13 protein-coding genes and 1 pseudogene are annotated in these 19,396 nt (G+C 40.4%); 9 read left to right on the top strand and 5 right to left on the bottom strand.

What is annotated here, in order from left to right; genetic code table 11:
* The first annotated feature begins 444 nt into the window (after window positions 1-444).
* From ACLCEG_RS03375 to phnX, 7 genes and pseudogenes are all read left to right on the top strand, one after another.
* Window positions 445-1,167: a UTRA domain-containing protein gene (locus ACLCEG_RS03375; protein ID WP_000434318.1), complete on the top strand. Its 723-nt coding sequence runs from the start codon at window positions 445-447 to the stop codon at window positions 1,165-1,167.
* A gap of 91 nt (window positions 1,168-1,258) precedes the next feature.
* On the top strand, window positions 1,259-2,296 hold the full coding sequence (locus ACLCEG_RS03370) for a putative 2-aminoethylphosphonate ABC transporter substrate-binding protein (RefSeq protein WP_410565793.1): 1,038 nt from the start codon (window positions 1,259-1,261) through the stop codon (window positions 2,294-2,296).
* 22 nt (window positions 2,297-2,318) lie between these two features.
* Window positions 2,319-3,521, top strand: a complete 1,203-nt coding sequence (locus tag ACLCEG_RS03365) for an ABC transporter ATP-binding protein (RefSeq protein ID WP_410565790.1) — start codon at window positions 2,319-2,321, stop codon at window positions 3,519-3,521.
* Window positions 3,515-5,224, top strand: a complete 1,710-nt coding sequence (locus ACLCEG_RS03360; RefSeq protein WP_410565787.1) for a putative 2-aminoethylphosphonate ABC transporter permease subunit — start codon at window positions 3,515-3,517, stop codon at window positions 5,222-5,224. The genes ACLCEG_RS03365 and ACLCEG_RS03360 overlap by 7 nt, the downstream gene beginning before the upstream one ends.
* Window positions 5,225-5,325: 101 nt before the next feature.
* Window positions 5,326-6,481 (top strand): annotated as a pseudogene (locus ACLCEG_RS03355) (TIGR03364 family FAD-dependent oxidoreductase).
* Between the two features lie 26 nt (window positions 6,482-6,507).
* Window positions 6,508-7,695: a 2-aminoethylphosphonate--pyruvate transaminase gene (gene phnW, locus ACLCEG_RS03350; protein ID WP_410566549.1), complete on the top strand. Its 1,188-nt coding sequence runs from the start codon at window positions 6,508-6,510 to the stop codon at window positions 7,693-7,695.
* A 36-nt stretch (window positions 7,696-7,731) separates the two neighbouring features.
* Complete coding sequence (gene phnX, locus ACLCEG_RS03345) at window positions 7,732-8,547, top strand: phosphonoacetaldehyde hydrolase (protein ID WP_410565784.1); 816 nt, start codon at window positions 7,732-7,734, stop codon at window positions 8,545-8,547.
* A 227-nt stretch (window positions 8,548-8,774) separates the two neighbouring features.
* Here phnX and ACLCEG_RS03340 read toward each other — a convergent pair whose 3' ends face one another.
* Window positions 8,775-9,401, bottom strand: a complete 627-nt coding sequence (locus ACLCEG_RS03340) for a LysE family translocator (protein WP_410565781.1) — start codon at window positions 9,399-9,401, stop codon at window positions 8,775-8,777.
* A 534-nt stretch (window positions 9,402-9,935) separates the two neighbouring features.
* Between ACLCEG_RS03340 and ACLCEG_RS03335 the strand changes: the two genes are divergently transcribed.
* Window positions 9,936-10,739, top strand: coding sequence for a thioesterase family protein (locus ACLCEG_RS03335; RefSeq protein WP_410565778.1), 804 nt, complete (start codon window positions 9,936-9,938; stop codon window positions 10,737-10,739).
* 72 nt (window positions 10,740-10,811) lie between these two features.
* On the opposite strand, the gene ACLCEG_RS03330 is transcribed toward ACLCEG_RS03335, so the two are convergent.
* The gene (locus ACLCEG_RS03330; RefSeq protein WP_410565775.1) at window positions 10,812-14,294 is read right to left on the bottom strand and encodes an indolepyruvate ferredoxin oxidoreductase family protein; all 3,483 of its coding nucleotides are present in this window, start codon (window positions 14,292-14,294) and stop codon (window positions 10,812-10,814) included.
* A 204-nt stretch (window positions 14,295-14,498) separates the two neighbouring features.
* Here ACLCEG_RS03330 and ACLCEG_RS03325 point away from each other — a divergent pair, with 204 nt between their 5' ends.
* A complete protein-coding gene (locus tag ACLCEG_RS03325; RefSeq protein WP_057085100.1) occupies window positions 14,499-15,440 on the top strand; it encodes a LysR family transcriptional regulator in 942 nt (313 codons plus the stop codon).
* A 250-nt stretch (window positions 15,441-15,690) separates the two neighbouring features.
* On the opposite strand, the gene ACLCEG_RS03320 is transcribed toward ACLCEG_RS03325, so the two are convergent.
* Genes ACLCEG_RS03320 through ACLCEG_RS03310 form a run of 3 tightly spaced genes read right to left on the bottom strand, consistent with a single transcriptional unit; the run spans window position 15,691 to window position 19,396 of the window.
* A complete protein-coding gene (locus tag ACLCEG_RS03320) occupies window positions 15,691-16,593 on the bottom strand; it encodes a hydroxymethylglutaryl-CoA lyase (protein ID WP_410565772.1) in 903 nt (300 codons plus the stop codon).
* Window positions 16,590-18,581: an acetyl/propionyl/methylcrotonyl-CoA carboxylase subunit alpha gene (locus ACLCEG_RS03315; protein ID WP_410565769.1), complete on the bottom strand. Its 1,992-nt coding sequence runs from the start codon at window positions 18,579-18,581 to the stop codon at window positions 16,590-16,592. Before ACLCEG_RS03315 ends, ACLCEG_RS03320 begins: the two co-directional genes overlap by 4 nt.
* Before the next feature lie 11 nt (window positions 18,582-18,592).
* Window positions 18,593-19,396, bottom strand: coding sequence for an enoyl-CoA hydratase/isomerase family protein (locus ACLCEG_RS03310; protein ID WP_410565766.1), 804 nt, complete (start codon window positions 19,394-19,396; stop codon window positions 18,593-18,595).

Genomic DNA, 19,396 nt, shown 5'->3' with positions numbered 1-19,396 from the left:
ATGGGTGACTTTATATTGAGAGTTTTTAAATATAAGATGGTAGGTTATTTTTTAAATTACTAAAGAAGTTTTGGGGTTTTATTGACCATGCTATTCTAATTCTACAAGGCAGTAATATAGGAGGGCGGATATTGAGTGTTAGGGAAAATCCTCAATTCCTGTGTAAGAGTCAGTACAAAATATGAATTTTTATCTTAAATAAGTGTCTCAATAAATATGATGTAATGACTTAGCTATGCCGTTTTCCTTGATATACAGATGAGTCAAGGAAAGTTTTCCGAAGCCAGAGTATGCGTGCACACACGATTTTTTATGGAAAAGTTGAATTGAAAAAAGCGGGGAATAGGACGCGTTTTGCTTAAAAGATCAGCATTAATAAAAGCTTTTGTCACATTTTTTCAGTATATTGCTATTAATTTCTTTATTTATAAATTCTAAGTTTGTATGGAACAGGACCAAGCTCGCATACCTAAATATATTCCTATTCGCGATGCGATTGCCCATGATATTGAATCGGGTGTATTAGAAGCCCACGCAAAACTCCCATCAGAAAGAGTGCTGTCTGAACAGTTCCAAACCACTCGTGTGGCTGCACGTGAAGCTTTACTGGCTTTGGAAACTGATGGCTTGATTTATCGCTTAGACCGCCGTGGTTGGTATGTTCGTTCTCCTCGCATTATTTATCACCCGCAATCGACAAAAAACTTTAACCAGTTTGTGATTGAACAAGGCTATGAACCTTCTACAGAAGTAATTTCGAGTGAACTTACGCAAGCTACTTCTTGGGATGCCAAGCATTTAAAAGTTGAAAAAGGGCATCCGATTTATTCAGTTTGGCGACGTCGTTGTATTAATGGACGACCTGTTTTGGTTGAGCATTTACGGGTGAATGCCGAACTTTTCCCTGAGTTTTTAACTCATGATCTCAAGCAATCCATTACTTTACTGATGGCAAATCAATATAACTGCCATATCACCAGAGCTGACATTAACCTCTATCCAACCGCTTTATCGGAACAGCAGGCCAAAGCATTGCATGTGAATGTTGGCGCACTGGGTTTATATATTTGCCGTAGCAACAGAAATGAAGAAGGCGTAATTACCGATGTTGACCAAGAATATTGGCTACACGATGTTTTAGATTTGCATTTCGAAGCGCGAGCATAAAAATACAATCTGGTTTAAACCAGATTAATTAAACTGTCATATAAAGCTGTTGAAATACGATCATCAAATAATTGCATTCGATGGTTTGCAGATGAAACAGTATGTTCAACAGACAATTAAACTCGGTACTGCATCAGTTTTAGGTGTGGTGGTTGCTATTCAAATGGGATGTTCATCGGCAACATCAAAACAATCAGAAGAAATTACAGTCTATACGGCAGTGGAAGCCGACCAACTTAAACAGTACCAAGAAGAACTACACAAAGCCTATCCAGAACTCAAAGTAAAATGGGTACGTGATTCAACAGGTGTGATTACCGCTAAACTTTTGGCAGAGCAGAAAAACCCACAAGCGGACGTGGTTTTTGGTGTGGCTTTAACCAGTTTGCTGGTCATGGAAAAAAAGGACATGCTTGAGCCTTTTAAGCCAGAAGGCATCCAAAATTTAAAACCAGAATTTGTAAGCCAAAAACCTTTACCGACTTGGACGGGTATGGATGCATGGGAATCTGCAATTTGTGTCAACAAAGTCGAATTAGAAAAACGTAAGTTACCTATTCCAAAAACTTGGAAAGATTTAACCAACCCGATTTATAAAAACTTAATTGTGATGCCAAATCCAGCCTCAAGTGGTACAGGTTATTTAGATGTCACAGCTTGGATGCAAATTTGGGGTGAAAAGCAGGCATGGGACTATATGCAGGCTTTAGACAAAAACATTTCACAATATCCGCATTCGGGTTCAAAACCTTGCAAGATGGCAGCACAAGGTGAAATCCCAATTGGTGTTTCTTTCGGTTATCCGGCATTTAAATTAAAAGCAGAGGGTGCACCTTTAGAAGTGGTTTATCCAACAGAAGGTTTAGGCTGGGAAATGGAAGCCTCAGCAATTGTGAAAGGAACCAAGAAATTAAGTAGCGTACAGAAATTTATAAATTGGTCGGTAAGCAAAGCAGCAAATGAAGCCTATGCCCATAACTTTTCAATGGTGGCTTATAAAGGCATTGAAAATACCACCATGGACTTCCCAAAAAACCTTCCTCAAATGCTCGTAAAAAATGATTTTTATTGGGCGGCCGAGCAGCGTGAACGTATTTTGGCTGAATGGTCAAAGCGTTTTGAAAAGTGATCTTTTGGATAAGGGCCTCATTATGCAAATTCCTTCGTCATTGCAATCATCGCTGCTAGGTCAAAACCAAAAGGGCGAGTTAGCAGGGCATTTATTGTCGACCTTAACGACCTATAAATATCCTGAACATGGCCCGTCAGTTTTAGAAATAGTGGATATTCAAAAAAAGTTCCAACACTTTCAGGCCCTAACGCATATTAATTTAGACCTGAAAGCTGGCGAGTTCGTGAGCTTTTTGGGGCCTTCAGGTTGTGGTAAAACCACATTACTACGGATAATTGCGGGTCTAGAAAAGCCTGATTATGGAAAAGTCATAAAAAAGGGCACGGACATTACGGTGTTGAGTGCTGAAAAACGTCACTGTGGCATTGTGTTTCAGAACTATGCGTTATTTCCAAACTTAAACGTTGAAGAAAATATTGCTTTCGGCTTAGACAAAAAAAAGTGGGACAAGGTACAGCGTAGTCAGCGAGTTCAGCAGTTATTAGAACTGATTGAATTACCCGATATTGCGAAAAAATATCCAAACCAATTGTCGGGTGGGCAGCAGCAACGTGTTGCGCTTGCTCGGGCAATTGCACCGAAGCCTGATATTTTACTGCTAGATGAACCATTGTCTGCACTTGATGCTCAGGTACGTCTAAACCTAAGACAGAAGATCCGTTCGATTCAATCGCAGCTTAATTTGCCAACTATTATGGTCACACACGACCAAGAAGAAGCATTAAGCATTTCTGATCGTGTTGTAGTCATGAATCATGGCGTTATTGAACAAATTGATACGCCGCATAATATTTATTACAAGCCACAAACCCAATTCGTTGCAAAGTTTATTGGCACCATGAACTTTTTGGCAGCCACTTGTTCGGTCGTTAATCAGCTCGAGGTTTTAGGTTTTATTCCTCTAAATTTGGAACAGCAAAAACTTAAAGCAGGGCAAAGCTACAACATTGGTTTTAGACCCGAAGCCGTCGAGTTAGTTGATGATTTTGGCAGTGATAAAGAGTCGTTGTATTTGCCAGTTAGAGTATTAAGCACTGAATTTTTAGGTGCAAAACGTCGTTTGTTTTGCACTATTCATATTGATGGAATTGAGCAAGCAAAACATCTTTTGCAAATTGAAATTGAAAATACCAAGTTCAAATCTTTGCAAGAACTCATGTTTATAAAAGTGCCTAATCAGCTCATTCATGTCTTTGACGAACAAGGGTACGCACTATGTTAAATGAAGCTGCTTCAGCGGTTTTAAAAACACAGCCGCGTCGAAAAACTGAATATTCATTAAGATCAAATGTTGCTTTGGCTAGCGTCGCAATTGCTTTGACTTTAGCGATTATTGCTCCTTTAATGATACTGTTTGAATCTGCATTTTTTGATGAAAATCAAAACTTTGTTGGTCTTGAAAATTTTTATCATTATTTTGCAAGCCCAGCATTACTCAGCTCTGTATTTAACTCTGTGTGGGTCGCTTGTGCTGCTACTGTCATTACAGTGTTTCTTGCTAGTATTTATGCTTTTGCACTCACCAATGTGAATATGAAAGGCAAAGGCTTCTTTAAAGTGGTCGCTTTTTTACCGATTTTAGCGCCATCACTTTTGCCTTCTTTGGCATTGGTTTATTTGTTTGGTAAGCAAGGTGTATTGAAACCTTTACTGGGCGATATACAAATTTATGGCCCAGTCGGTATTTTAATCAGTTATTGCTTTTGGCTATTTCCAGCAATTTTAATGTTGATGATGGTGTCTTTTCGCAGTGTCGATCAGCGTTTAATTGAAGCCTCTTTGTCGCTCGGCAAAAATATTTGGAAGACGCATTACCACGTCACATTACCTGCAATTCGGTATGGACTCATCAGCGCAAGCCTAGTTGCTTTTATTTATGTATTAACCGATTTCGGAATTCCGAAAGTCATTGGCGGTTCATTTAACATGATGGCGCTTGATGTCTATAAACAGATTATTGGTCAGCAAAACATGAGTATGGGTGCGGTAATTTCCATTTTGTTATTGCTACCAGCAATTTTTGTATTCATTTTCGACCGAATACAAAGCAAGCGGCATGCACGGTTTCAAGCTTTTCAGGCTAAACCTTATATTGCAACATCGAATAAAAAACTTGGAATGGTTTTGAGTCTATTTTGTGGTTTGGTTTCAGGTGCGATTTTACTAATTATCTTTACGGCAGTGCTGGCTTCATTTATCCAGTCTTGGCCATATGATTTGTCTTTGACCTTGGCACATTACAGTTTTGAATATGTTGATGGTGGTGGTTGGGCAGCGTACTTTAACTCTGTTCGAATGGCACTCTTTAGTACAGTTTTTGGAGCGGCACTCATTTTTATGGTGGCGCTATTAACCGAACGCTTTAAAGCGCATCCACTGATTAAAAACTATGTACAAGCTTTGGTTTTATTGCCACTCGCTGTGCCGGGATTGGTCTTGGGTATTGCTTATATTTTGTTTTTTAACCAGCAAAGCAACCCGTTAAATGTGCTGTATGGGACCATGACCATTTTGGTGATTTCAACCATTGTGCATTATTACACCGTGCCACATCTTACTTTAACCAATGCCATTAAACAGATTCCGCTACAGCTCGATCAGGCAGCACAAACTCTAGGAACATCAAAATGGAAAACCTTTTGGAAAGTATATTTGCCCATGTGTTTTCCAGCGCTATGCGATGTATCGGTCTATATTTTTGTGAATGCCATGACCACTGTATCGGCTGCGATTTTCCTCTATTCACCAGACACCAGTTTAGCGGCGGTGGCGGTTTTAAATATGGATGATGCAGGCGATACGGTTGCTGCTGTTGCCATGAGCATTCTCATTTTAACCACCTCATGTGTTGTAAAACTCATTCACTGGTTATTTACCCGAAAAATTATGGCAAGAAGTCAGCAATGGCGTGAAAGTGCTCAATAAGTTTAGCTAAACACAATTTTTATTTAACCGACTGAAATGAAAATGCTTTGTTCAACAAGGCAAGGGTTTATTCATCCTAAATTTCGCAAATTGGAAGTCTTATGAATCACGTACAGTTTGATTTAATTGTTGTAGGAGCCGGTATTTTAGGTTTGTCCGCTGCCATACAAGCGCAAGAACAAGGCTTAAAAGTTTGTATCTTCGAGAAAAATGCTCAACCAGTGGGGGCAACTCGTCGTAATTTCGGCATGGTTGGAACATCAACCTTAACCCATCCTGAACAGCAGTGGCGAAAATACGCTCTTGAAACGCGTTCTTTTTATCAGCGTATTCAGGCTGAAACCGATATTTCGTTTGCTCAACGCCAAGGTATTTATCTCGCAAACACTGCACTTGAATGGCAGGTTTTAAAAGAGTTTGCCGAGCGTGCAAATCATTACCAAATTCCAGTTCATTTGCTAAAGCATGATGAACTGGTCACCCAATTTTCTTATTTAAATCCCGAACAGCAGTTTCAAGGCGGCTTGGTTTTTGAAGAAGATTATTCGGTCGAACCACATATGATTGGGAAGCGACTGTTGGCATATGCCGAAAGTAAAGGCGTAAAGATTTATACCAATGCCTGTGTCGTGCAAACCCAATATCAACATGAAATTTGTCAGGTTCGCTTGGCAAGTGGCGAGGTATATCGGGCAAATAAAGTTTTGATCTGCCACGGTGAAATCATCGATGTTTTATATCCAGATCTATTACAAAGCTTGAATCTGAAACGTTGTGGCTTACAAATGGCGCTGACTCAACCATTTCAAAAAAAAATTAAATGCTTCTCTTTATTCCGGCTTATCTATCTCTCGTTATCCAGCTTTTGAAATTTGCCCGAGTCATGCTGAGCTGGTTAGAACATCACAGCAAGGGCTGATCAAAGAATTCGGCATTCATATTCTGATTAAACAAAACGAATTTGGCGAACTGATTGTGGGCGATAGCCACGAATATCATTCGATTAATGAAGCACCTCAGTTTGAGCAACGCGAAGAGATTAATGAGTTTATTCAAGCTTACTGCCACGAAAAATTAGGCCTGACTTTACCTTCAATTCAAAAGCGTTGGAATGGTTATTACCTGACCCATGAACATGATTTGGCATGCGTCACTGAAGCTGAAAAAAACATTTTTCTGGTGAGTGCAATTGCTGGCAAAGGCATGACTACAGGGGCTGGCTTTATGAAAGAAATATTAGAACAAAATATTTACTAGTTTGTCATCTGGTTTAAACCAGATTGATGTATATTGAAATGAACGCGAAAGAAATGAGTAACATTATGAACATGCAACCACAACTCGATATGGACTTAGAGAACAAATATTTGCTTCTAACGCCAGGTCCGTTATCAACATCGGCGACAGTCCGCCGTGCCATGCAAAAAGACTGGTGTACTTGGGATCAAGAATACAACTCGCTGGTACAAGATATCCGCTCTCGTTTAGTCAACTTGGCAACCAGCCAACCTGAAAAATATACGGCTGTGTTAATGCAAGGCAGTGGTAGTTTTGCTGTGGAGTCTGTCCTTGGGTCAGCTATTCCGCGTGATGGCAAAATCTTGATCATTAATAACGGCGCATACGGTGCACGTATGGTGCAAATGGCGCGTTGCCTAAATATTGAAGTGATCGAGCTGAACTATTTAGAAACCCAAACACCAGATTTACAAGAAATCGAACGTATTTTAGAAGATAAAACTATTAGCCATGTTGCTTGTGTGCACTGCGAAACCACCACAGGTATTTTAAATCCGATTCAAGAGATAGGTCGTTTAGTTAAAGCAGCAGGAAAAATCTGGATTGTGGATGCCATGAGTTCATTTGGTGGTGTGCCAATGGATATCGCTGAGCTTGAAATTGATTTTCTAATTTCAAGCGCGAATAAATGTATTCAAGGTGTGCCGGGCTTTGGTTTTATTTTGGCGAAACGTGATTGCCTAGAAGCGTGTAAAGGATTGGCACGTTCGGTCAGCCTCAATTTATATGAACAGTGGAATACCATGGAACAGCATAACGGTAAATGGCGCTTTACCTCGCCAACCCATGTAGTACGTGCATTTTATCAAGCCTTGCTTGAGCTTGAGGCAGAGGGTGGAGTAGCTGCACGTTATCAACGTTATTTACAAAACCAACAAACCTTATCTCAAGGTATGCAACAACTTGGTTTTGAATTGGTATTAGGCAATCAAGCACCCCAATCACCAATTATCACGACATTCCTTTACCCGACAGATGAAACATTTAGCTTCCAATCATTTTATGAAACGCTAAAAAAATCAGGCTATGTGATTTATCCGGGTAAAGTCACTGACCTTAACTGCTTCCGTATTGGCAATATTGGCGAAGTTTATATTCATGACATTGAAGGACTTCTTGCTGCGATTGCGAGCTACTGTGAAAACCACCTAAACCAAGCTGTAACAGCATAATTTTTATTAAAACATTTGAATTAAAGGGAATACACCATGACAACCAACAATACACAAATTCAGGCTGTGGTTTTTGACTGGGCTGGTACAACTGTAGATTTTGGTTCACGCGCACCGATTTTGGCTTTTATGGCTTTATTTAAAGACAATAAAATTGAAATTACGGTTGAAGAAGCTCGAGCGCCAATGGGTTTAGAAAAACGTGACCATATTGCAGCAGTTTTAAAAATGCCGCGCGTAGCAGCTGCATGGCAGGAAGTTTATGGTCAAGCGGCAACAGAAGCAGATATTGATCGTTTATATAAGGACTTTATTCCTTATCAGTTAAAATCGATTCCAACATGCTCGGCTTTAATACCGGGTGCATTGGAAACGTTTGAAAATATTAAAAAGCGTGGTGCAAAAATTGGCAGTAACACGGGATATGCATCCATGATGATTGGTCGTTTGGTTAAAGATGCTGCCGATCAGGGCTACCGTCCAGACTGTATCGTTACGGCAAGTGATGTGAAATTTGGCCGTCCATATCCTGAAATGTTATGGAAAAACTTAATTCAACTCGATGTGTCTGACATCAAAACTGTTGTAAAAGTGGATGATACCGTGGTGGGGATTGATGAAGGTTTAAATGCCGGATGCTGGACAGTAGGACTTGCGATTAGTGGTAACGAAGTCGGTTTAAGCTATGAAGAGTGGAGTGCGCTATCGGCAGATGAACAAATTGTGCTAAAAAATAAGGCCTATCAAAAAATGAATGCATCGGGCGCTCATTATGTGATTGATAGTGTCGCTGACTTACCAAATGTACTCGATGATATTGAACGCCGTTTGGGACAGGGTGAACGACCTTAAACAAATGCTTGCGTAAAAAGAACCTGCTATAAAGCGGGTTTTTTTGAAAGCTGGAAATGCCTGTATTGGTAAGATTTAAATAAGAATATGTATATTATAAAGTCTTTTATAATTATTTGTAAACTTCATAATGTGCTTTTAGGTATTAATTAATCTTCTAGAGTATCTAATAAAATCTTAGGAATTAATTTTAGTACTCACAATTTTAATAGGTTGATTTTAATGGTTTAGCTAGACAAGGCATCTCGTCCTATAGTTAAAATCGCAATCGTTAAGAATAGAAGGGGTGGAATATAATCAAACCATGATGCTTTTTGTATAATAGATTTTAATTTTCGAGCCATTACACCTACAGTCATATTTACACAGATCCCACCAAAGTTAAAAAATAAGCCATATAATAGGAAATATAGCCAAGCTGGATGAGAATCCGAAGATATAAATTGTGGTAACAAGCTAACAAAGAAGAGACCAATCTTTGGATTAGACAAGTTAATTAACATACCTTTGCTAAATGAATAACGAGCTGATTCTGTAGAATTTTGTGAGGGAACATTCGAGCTTTCTATTGATTTACGTTTGGGCCAAGCTACATAAGCAAGATATAGTAAATATAAAGCGCCAGTGAATTGAAGAATTTTATATAATAGAGGAATTTGTTGAAATACAAACATTAATCCAAATGCTGATAACAAGACATAGAAAAATACGCCAAATTCAACTCCTGCTGCTGCTTTTAGTCCCGCTTTTATTCCATATTTTAATGATTGATTCATTACATAAAACATAGCAGGGCCAGGTACTAAATTAATCACTAGCGCCGTTAGAACAAAAGATAAAAAACTATAATTCATTACTTGTTATTTCCATCAAGGTGTTTTTTAGAGTGCAGATTGGGAAATGGTTTATAATGCTTTAAAATATAATTTATTTCTATATGTTTTTGATTGATTAATTGGTGTGTAGATTTTGAGTGGTTATGGAATTTTATTTTATTGTTGATAATAATTTAAATTTATCTTAACTTTATTTTAAATAATATTAATAAATTTAAATATTTTAAATTGAGAATAATAAAATAGTGGAATAAGTAATATCTAGCATTTTGCAAAATTAGCTATAACAGAAAAACAATTCCAAATTTGAATTTGTTCAGTAAGTTCTATTGATTACTATTTATAGTAAAAAAATTTATGCCATATTTTTCTACAACTACGGGTGAAATTGACATGCGAAATTTTACCTAGTGATTAAATTTGTAATTTTAGACTCATCAGTTTTTGGTAGGAAAAACCAGTTGAGCCAAAGAAATAGAGAGTTAACATAAGCATTAAAATGTGAATTTTCATCAAATATTGATGTTGGATAAGGACTAGGGAAAGAAAATCATGAATGCTTATTATCAATTGCTGAATAGAACAATTGGTCCTCAAGGTGAAGTTATTGCTCATTATTGCTCAACTGTCCATGCACAAGGGGCATGGAACCCTCATGAACAACACATGGCGCCTGCAAGTGGTGTCATCGCAGCAGAGTTAGAACAGTTTTCACCGCGACAAGATATGCGAATTGGTCGAATTAGTTTTGATATTTTTGGATTGATTGCATTTGGTGAATTTACGATTAAAACACATGTCATTCGTGCCGGTAAAACGATTGAATTGATTGAAGCAGAACTACAAGCACAAGGTAAAACTTGTATTGTGGCTAGAGCATGGCGCATGTGCACTCAAGACAGTTCCGAGATTGCGGGGCTTGAAGATCAACCAATTCATCATCCCGATACCTTTACCGAATGGACGGGCATGAAAAGATGGCCGGGTGGTTTTATCCAGACACTCGTCACTAAAACTGATGATCAGCATCGCGCGGGCAAAGGTATTGTTTGGCTAAACAATGATAAAGAAATGGTTGAAGGGCAGCCGACCACAGATTTTGCGCATTTAATTGGCATGGTAGATACCGCAAACGGAATTGTACCAAGACAAGAGGGCGAATTTACGTGGGGCTTTCCAAATCTAGATTTGCAAATTCACATGCACCGTTATCCGCAAGGTAAATGGTTGGGGCTGGAAACCGTTCAGCAATATGGCTCAGATGGTATTGGTTTAACCAGTGCAGTTTTACATGATGTGTATGGCCCATTTGGACGAAGCGAGCAGATTTTAACTTTACGTAAAATGGCTAAATAAATTTTAAGCCAATAAAAAAGTCATCCCTAAGGATGACTTTTTTATTTTGAGATTTAAATTTTAAGCAATTTCTTAGCTACGTACTTTAATGAGTGTTGGTGTTAGTTTATCCCAACGCTGTTTTGCAGAGTCCATTGCTTTCATTTTGATAAGGCCATAACCACGAACTTCTGCTGGTAATTTCGCAATTTGTTCAGCGACAGCTAAGTTATGATTGTCTGGTGCTTCAACGAGTGCTTCAACAAATGCGATGTAACGGTCACGCCATGCTTGTTCGTGTTGACGTTCTTCTTGACGTGCAAATGGGTCAAGGAAAGTTTCACGAAGCCATTGTAAGCGAGCAAGCATCATCATTGGGAAGCGCATCCAGTAACCGAACGCACGTTTACGGACATTTTGCAGACCACCGAGTAATGCTGGCGGAGCAAGGTGATATGTTAAACGTAAGCCTTTACCGAACTGGGTTTCAATCGATTCTTTGAAGCTTTTACCTGTTAACAGACGAGCAACTTCATATTCATCTTTATACGCCATAACTCTATACAGCTGAGTTGCAATGGTACCTGTTAATTCTTCAGGTAACTTTTTAGCTGCCAACTCTACAAGCGTACGGTATTTAGTTGCGTAAGCTTCATTCCAATAGTCTGTGAGACGAGCAGAACGGTCTTCAACAAGTTCAGCCAAAGTTTGCGGTGTTTTGGTTTTTGGCATTGCAGCCACTAAACGTGCAGCTAAAGTTGGGTCACTTGCAAGATGACAACCTACACGGAAAGCTTCAAGGTTCTTTTCAACAGCAGTCCCATTTAGGTGAATTGCTTTTTCAATGCTTTCACGTAATAGTGGAATGCGTCCAGATTGCCATGCCATACCGAGTAATAACTGGTTGGTATAAATTGAATCACCTAACAGTTGTGTTGCAATACGAGCCGCTGGCAGAGAAACCAGTTGACCTTGACGAACACGGCCACGAAGACGATCAATTAAATCGCTAATCGGTGCATACCAGTCACGAGATTTAATAAACTCAGAAGTAGGCGTACTGTCTTCATTCACAATAACCAAAGCATCATCTTTTAAGCGAGATAGAGCAGCACTACCACCAGCAACTACCGCATCGGCACCAATCAGTAATTCACATTGGCCCGCTGGAATTTTGGTAGAAGAAATTTGTTCATCAGTTGCTGCAAGTTGAACGTATGAATAAACCGTACCACCTTTTTGCGCAAGTCCAGCCATGTCCATAACACGTGTTGCTTTACCTTCGAGATGAGCCGCCATACCAAGCAGTGCGCCAATAGTCACAACACCTGTCCCGCCAATACCGCCGACCATAATACGACTTGGAACATCATATAACTGAGGAATAACTGGTGATGTTGGCCAACCTGCACCAATACCTTCAAATTTAGCCGGACGTTTCATATCACGTGTATGAACAGTCACAAAGCTTGGGCAGAACCCTTCAGCACAAGTGAAGTCTTTATTACAGCTACTTTGGTTAATTTGACGTTTAGTACCTAAAGCTGTTTCTACAGGTTCAATAGATAGACAGTTTGATTTTTTCGAACAGTCGCCACAGCCTTCACAGATATCACTGTTAATGTATAAACGCTCAGCAGGGTCAGGGTAGGCATCACGTTTACGGCGACGGCGTTTTTCACTGGCACAGGTTTGTACATAAATTAAAGCGGTTACACCTGAAACTTCACGAAGCTCGCGTTGAACCGTATCGAGTTCATTACGGTGGCGAATTTCGACACCTGGTGCAATACCGTCTTCTTCATTTAATAGTTTAACTTCATCCGTCACAATAACTTGTTTTTTAATACCTTCGGCAGCGAGCTGGCGAGTTAACTGTGCAACGCTCAAATGCCCATCTACATGCTGACCACCTGTCATAGCGACTGCATCGTTGTAGAGGATTTTATAGGTAATATTAGTTTTTGCAGCGATGGACTGACGGATTGCTAAGTAACCAGAGTGGAAGTAAGTTCCGTCACCAAGGTTCGCAAAAATATGTTTTTCATTGGTAAATGGTGATGCACCCACCCAACTTACACCTTCACCGCCCATTTGCGAGAATGTTTCTGTACCACGGTCAAGTGAAACGGCAATATAGTGACAACCGATACCGCCTAATGCACGGCTACCTTCAGGGACGACTGTTGAAGAGTTATGTGGGCAACCACTACAGAAATACGGTTTACGTTCAGCAAGATCAATAACACGTTTTGATTCTTGCTCTGCTTTTAGCAGTAAGTCGATTCTGTTTTGGATTTGTGTTTTTAAGCTTTCAGGAATATCGAGTTTTAAGAAGCGAGCAGCCAGCATTTTTGCAATAGGTTCAGGCTGGTACTCATAGTGACCAATGAGCGGCGCTTCTTCAATAGAAGTACTCCATTCGCCTTTGCCGTCAGTTGCTTTACCAATCACATGTGGGCGTTTGCCATCAGGCAGTGAGTACAGCTCATCCTTAATTTGTGTTTCAATAATTGGACGTTTTTCTTCAATAACGATCAGTTCTTGTAAACCTTCGGCAAAGTCACGAACACCTTGAGGTTCTAAAGGCCAAATCAATCCAACTTGATAAACACGTAGCCCAAGCTGCTGAGCAGTTTCATCTTCAATACCTAAAATACGTAAAGCTTCAATCGTATCTAAATAACCTTTACCACTTGCGGCAATACCAATACGGGCATTTTCACAAGGCCATGTAACAGTATTGATTTTGTTCGCGCGGGCATAGGCCAAAACCGCAGGTAAGCGATATTTATAAAGACGTTCTTCTTGCTGAATGCCGTGATCTGGCCAACGAATATTGACGCCGCCCTCTGGGAAATTCATATTTTCCGGTATAACTGGAGTGACACGGTCTAAGTCGACATGAACAGAAGCAGAAGTTTCTACAATTTCACTCACCAGCTTCATTGAAGACCACAGGCCAGAAAAACGTGAAACTGCAATGGCGTGAACACCAAAGTCTAAAATTTGTTGAACGGATGTTGGGTAGAAAATTGGAATACCGCAACCAATCATGACATGTTCAGATTGGTGAGGGATTGTAGAAGATTTACATGAGTGGTCATCACCAAATAAAGCAACGACACCACCACGTTCAGAGGTACCAGCTAAATTCGCATGGCGGAGTACGTCGCCTGAACGATCAACACCCGGGCCTTTACCATACCACCATGAAGACACTCCATCATATTTGCCTTGGCCTGAAAGATTAACTTGTTGAGTACCCCAAATTGCGGTAGCAGCCAAGTCTTCATTTACGCCAGGTTGAAATACAACATTATGGGATTTAAGTAATCCTTGAACTTGCCAAAGGAAACTATCATAGTTACCAACTGGAGAACCGCGATAACCAGAAATAAAACCAGCAGTATGATAACCATTGATCGCGTCACGGCGAGTTTGGGCAAGAGGCAACCGAACAAGTGCCTGAATGCCGGTCATATATGCTGTACCGTTATCACTTACATATTTATCTTCAAGTGACACATCCTTTGTTGCAATAATATTTGGAGTGACTTTTGTAGCTATATTCATTTATATCTCCTTAGAATTTTTAGTAGCTCGGACTACTTTCTTTTTTCAACATCCAGTTGAATATTTGGAGCAAGTGACATACGAAATAAAAAAAGATCGGTTCCTCTTCTTAAAAAGAATTAGTGCCAATGTATGTACATTTAGTCATTGTGGTTGAACTAAACTGGTGCAACAATCCGTAATTTAGGAAAACATATTTACGTTATGCGCAAAAATCTCGATGGTGGACTATTGCATGCAATGCATGCATTCCTGAAAGTGATTGATAGCGGGAGTTTCACAGCAGCAGCTGAGCAGATGGATCTGACCACAGCACAGGTTTCACGTCTTATCAGCGAGCTAGAAACACGCTTAGGTACAAAATTAATACAACGCTCAACGCGCCAGCAGGCACTGACCGATATTGGTGCGACTTATGCAGAGCGCTGTCGCCAAGTCATTTCAATGGTGGATGAAGCAGAATCAGAAGTAACAGGAACGGCTTCTAAACCGAAAGGACGTTTACGTGTGTTAAGCATGGGAAGCTTTGGGCATCATTATGTTTTTCCAGTGATGGCCGAGTTTTGTAAACATTACCCCGAACTAACCGTGGAATATACGACTTCACAGTACGTTCCGGACCTGTTGGCAAAAGGGGTCGATGTCAGTCTTTATCTAACTGAATCATTAACAGATTCTCGTTTTGTTGCACGTAGAATTGGCACCATCTTTTCTGTTTTATGTGCTTCACCTGCGTATCTAGAAAAACATGGTGTGCCGAAGTCCCCAGAAGACTTAAAAAACCATGCCTGTTTACGCTTAGTAAACCCATCTATTACACCAGATTGGCACTTGTTAAATGCAAAAGGTGAGTCTTACCAAATTGATACTGGTGGGCAACTGATTGCAGATAACCCTGAATTATTATTAGATGTGGTGCAACAAGATATGGGTGTGGCGTTATTGCCGATGTTTTCGGCTTTAGATGCGGTTCAAAATGGAAGATTATGTCATATCTTGCCAGAGTGGCGTTCGCCCGATATAGGAGTTTATACCTTATTGCCTTCACGCCACTTTATTGATGCAAAAACACGTGCATGGCTAGATTGGGTGGAAGAACATATTTCGCCAAGAATTGAAATGGATGCATCTTATTTTTATAAATAATCAGATAAATTTTTAAGGATTAAGCTAGAAAAGGATAAAGAATAATACGGATTTAGAATAAAAATAGGGTAGAGAATGCTTCTGTTGAGAGAGGCATTTGATACAGAGATAAATGATAAATTTTAAATAAATAGCATGAGAGATTTAGTCCCAATTCCTGAACGAAATGAGATAAAGATGAGATAGGATGATCTGGTACTTTGCCTAATATTCAGCTTTATACCAGATGCTGAGCTATTTTAATTTATGACTATGCACACTTGGTCTGCCAATACGCATTTGCATAATTCGACAAGCTTTTTCGGTTTAATACATTGCTAATATTTTGGCTGGCTTGCATTAGTTTCTCTAAATCAATGCCCGTTTCAAACCCCATGTGCGACAGCAAATAAAACAGATCTTCGGTCGATACATTGCCAGAGGCACCTTTGGCATAAGGGCAACCACCAAGACCTGCAAGAGACGAATCAAAAACACGAATGCCTTGCTGTAAAGATTGATAAATATTGGCAATTGCCATGCCATAGGTATTGTGGAAATGCCCAGCTAAAACTTTACTGTCGAGTTCAGCAAGGCAGGCTTGCCAAACCTTTTGAACGCGATCTGGTGTTGCGGTACCAATGGTTTCACCTAAAGACACTTCATAGCAGCCTATGTCATAGAGCCGTTTTACAACTTTCACCACTTGTTCAGGAGCAATTGCGCCTTCATAGGGACAATCGACAATACAAGAGACATAACCGCGTACACGAATGTTATGGGCTTTTGCAGCGCTCATGACATCGCTAAATTTTTCAAAGCTCTCGTCGATTGAGCAGTTAATATTTTTACGGGTAAAGCTTTCAGAAGCTGCGGTAAACACCGCAACCTCTTTGCATCCTACCGCTTGAGCAGTTTCAAAACCTTTGATATTGGGGGTGAGCAGGCTAAATTGCACATCGGTTGTTTGGGGGAGTTGCTTAAATAGCTCGTCACTTTGAGCCATTTGAGGTACCCATTTTGCCGAAACACATGAACCGACTTCAATCGATTTTAGGCCAGCATTTATCAAGTCATTAATAAAATTTAAGCGTTGTTCGACGGTTAAAGCCTGCTTTTCGTTTTGGAGGCCATCTCTGGGACCGACCTCCACGATTTTGACAAACTCACTCATGCAACTTCCTCCTGAGCAGGCTGAAATTCCACAAGCTCGTCGCCAGCTTTGACTTGATCACCGACTTGGAAATAGGAGTCTACAATTAAGCCGTCTTTAGGGGCACGAATGGTATATTCCATTTTCATCGCTTCAAGCGTCATTAAAATATCGTCTTTCTTCACGCTATGATTTGCGCTCACCAGTACTTGCGTTACCACACCCGGCATTGGTGCTTTTAGGTGGCCTTCATCGGCTTGGCTATCTGCTTGATTAAAGTCTTGGCGAATATAAGCAAACTTATAGCTTTGTCCATTTTGGAATAAGGTAATGCCTTGCTGACTTTGGTTAAAAGACAGTTTTTGCTTAGTCCCAGCAATTTGAACAGAGGCCGTATGCGCATCAATCAATTGTCCAGAAATCGGGTAGCTTTGACCGTTATATTTTGCGGTGAAACCATCTTCATTTGAGGCAAATTTGATTTGGATATTTTGGTTTAAATAATTCAGTTTAATACTGTGCTGATAAGCAATATTTAAACGCCAAAGTGGTTGAGCCTGCCAAAGCTGTTTTTGGCTTGAGTTGTTGTTATTAAGTTTACTGAGGAACTCAATAAATGCCGCTGCTACCACAAGTTCAGGTTTGATCTCTTCAGGGCTAAACAAGAAGTTTTGTTCACGTTGAATCAGGTTGGTATCAAGCTTAGCTTGTTTAAAAGATTCACTACGAACAATCTTTTCAAGAAAGGCAATATTGTTGCCTAAACCATCCACATGGAATTGACTTAAAGCGTGTTGCATTTGAATGAGCGCAGCTTCACGGTTTTTACCCCATACAATGAGTTTGGCAATCATTGGGTCGTAATAGGTCGTGATTTCATCGCCTTCAACAATACCGCTGTCTACACGAACATATTGGTTTTGCGTTGGGTAGTGCAAATAGTTAATTTTACCAATGGCAGGTAAAAAGCCTTTTTCTGGTTCTTCGGCGTAAATACGTGCTTCGAGCGCATGCCCGTGAATTTGCAATTCGTTTTGTAGTTTAGGTAAAGGTTCGCCATAAGCGACTCGAAGTTGCCATTCAACCAAGTCTTCACCTGTAATCATTTCGGTGACTGGGTGTTCGACTTGTAGGCGGGTATTCATTTCCATGAAATACGCCGTACCGTCTTGTTCGACAATAAACTCAACCGTACCGGCACCGACATAATTTACGGCACGTGCAGCATCCATTGCCGCTTGGCGCATTGCATCGAGCTTCTCGCTTGGCATTTGTGGAGCAGGGGCTTCTTCTAGCACTTTTTGGTGACGGCGTTGTACAGAGCAGTCGCGTTCAAACAAATGTACATAATTGCCATGTGTGTCGCCAAACACTTGGACTTCAATATGGCGAGGTTGAATCACATAACGCTCAATTAAGACGTCATCATTACCAAAACTCGATTTGGCTTCACGTTTACACGAAGCTAAGGCATGCAGAAAGTCTTCACTGCGTTCAACCAGACTCATGCCTTTACCGCCGCCACCAGCACTGGCTTTAATTAAAACTGGATAGCCAATTCGGTCTGCCTGTTGTTTTAAAAACTCAGCATCTTGGTTGGTTCCGTGATAACCCGGTGTTAAAGGAACGCCTGCTTTTTCCATTAAAGCTTTCGAGGTTGCTTTTAAGCCCATCGCTAAAATGGCATCCACTGGCGGCCCAATAAAGCAAATGTTGTGTTGTTGGCAAGCGAGTGCAAACTGGTCATTTTCTGAAAGGAAGCCGTAGCCTGGGTGAACCGCTTGGCTGCCTGTATCAATCGCTGCTTGAATAATACGGTCGGCTTGCAAATAACTTTGCGTTGCAGGGGATTGACCAATATAAACCGCTTCATCTGCAAGTTTGACATGTTGTGCATTTGCGTCTGCATCTGAGTAAACGGCAACCGTTGCAATACCTAATTTTTTAGCTGTACGAATTACACGGCAGGCAATTTCGCCACGGTTCGCAATTAAAATCTTTTCAAACATGATGATCGTCCTTAATTGTTGTTATTCGAGTTAGAAACCCAAGCAGGCTGCTGTTTATTTAAAAAGGCACTCAGACCTTCTTTTGCCTCACTACCTTGACGAACTTGAGCAATATGATGTGCTGTCTGTTGCAGCAAATCATTGCTCATGGTCTGGTTGCTCACCATTTGAATCAGTTGTTTTGAGGCCGCTTGAGCATGCGGGCCACCAAGTAATAGAGCATCAATAATTTCTTGAACTTTTTTATTTAAATCTTCGGCATCTGCTACTTCGTGTGCCAAACCAATGTGTTTAGCTTCACGTGCTGAAATTCGCTCGGCAGTTAAGAAGTAACGAGAGGCTTGTCTTGCGCCAATTGCACGAATCACATAGGGACTAATGGTAGATGGAGCAAGCCCTAAACGAACCTCAGAAGTTGCAAACTTGGCATCAGTGCTGGCAATGCAAATATCACATGCTGACGCTAAACCCATGCCGCCACCAATGGCAATGCCATGCACTCGGGCAATAGTCGGTTGTTTTAGGGTTGCGAGTGCATCTAACATTTGCGCAAGTTTTAATGCATCTGCTTCATTTTCTGCTGAAGATGCCTGACCTGCCTGTTTCATCCAGTTGAGGTCGGCACCTGCCGAAAAGCTTTTGCCGCGACCCGCTAAAACCACAACACGAATATCATCACGTGTATTGATTTGTTTAAAGCAAGCATGCAGTTCTTCAATGACTGTGGTGTTGAATGCATTGTGCAATTCAGGGCGGTTCAGCCAAACATAGGCAACCTGACCTTGCTGTTCGAGTTGTAAAAATTGATAGCTCAT

Origin of the sequence: Acinetobacter sp. H1(2024) (assembly GCF_046557555.1) — a bacterium.
GTDB lineage: Bacteria > Pseudomonadota > Gammaproteobacteria > Pseudomonadales > Moraxellaceae > Acinetobacter > Acinetobacter seifertii.
The sequence above is the reverse complement of the archived record's forward strand: the minus strand, read 5'-3'. Positions and strand labels throughout refer to the sequence as shown.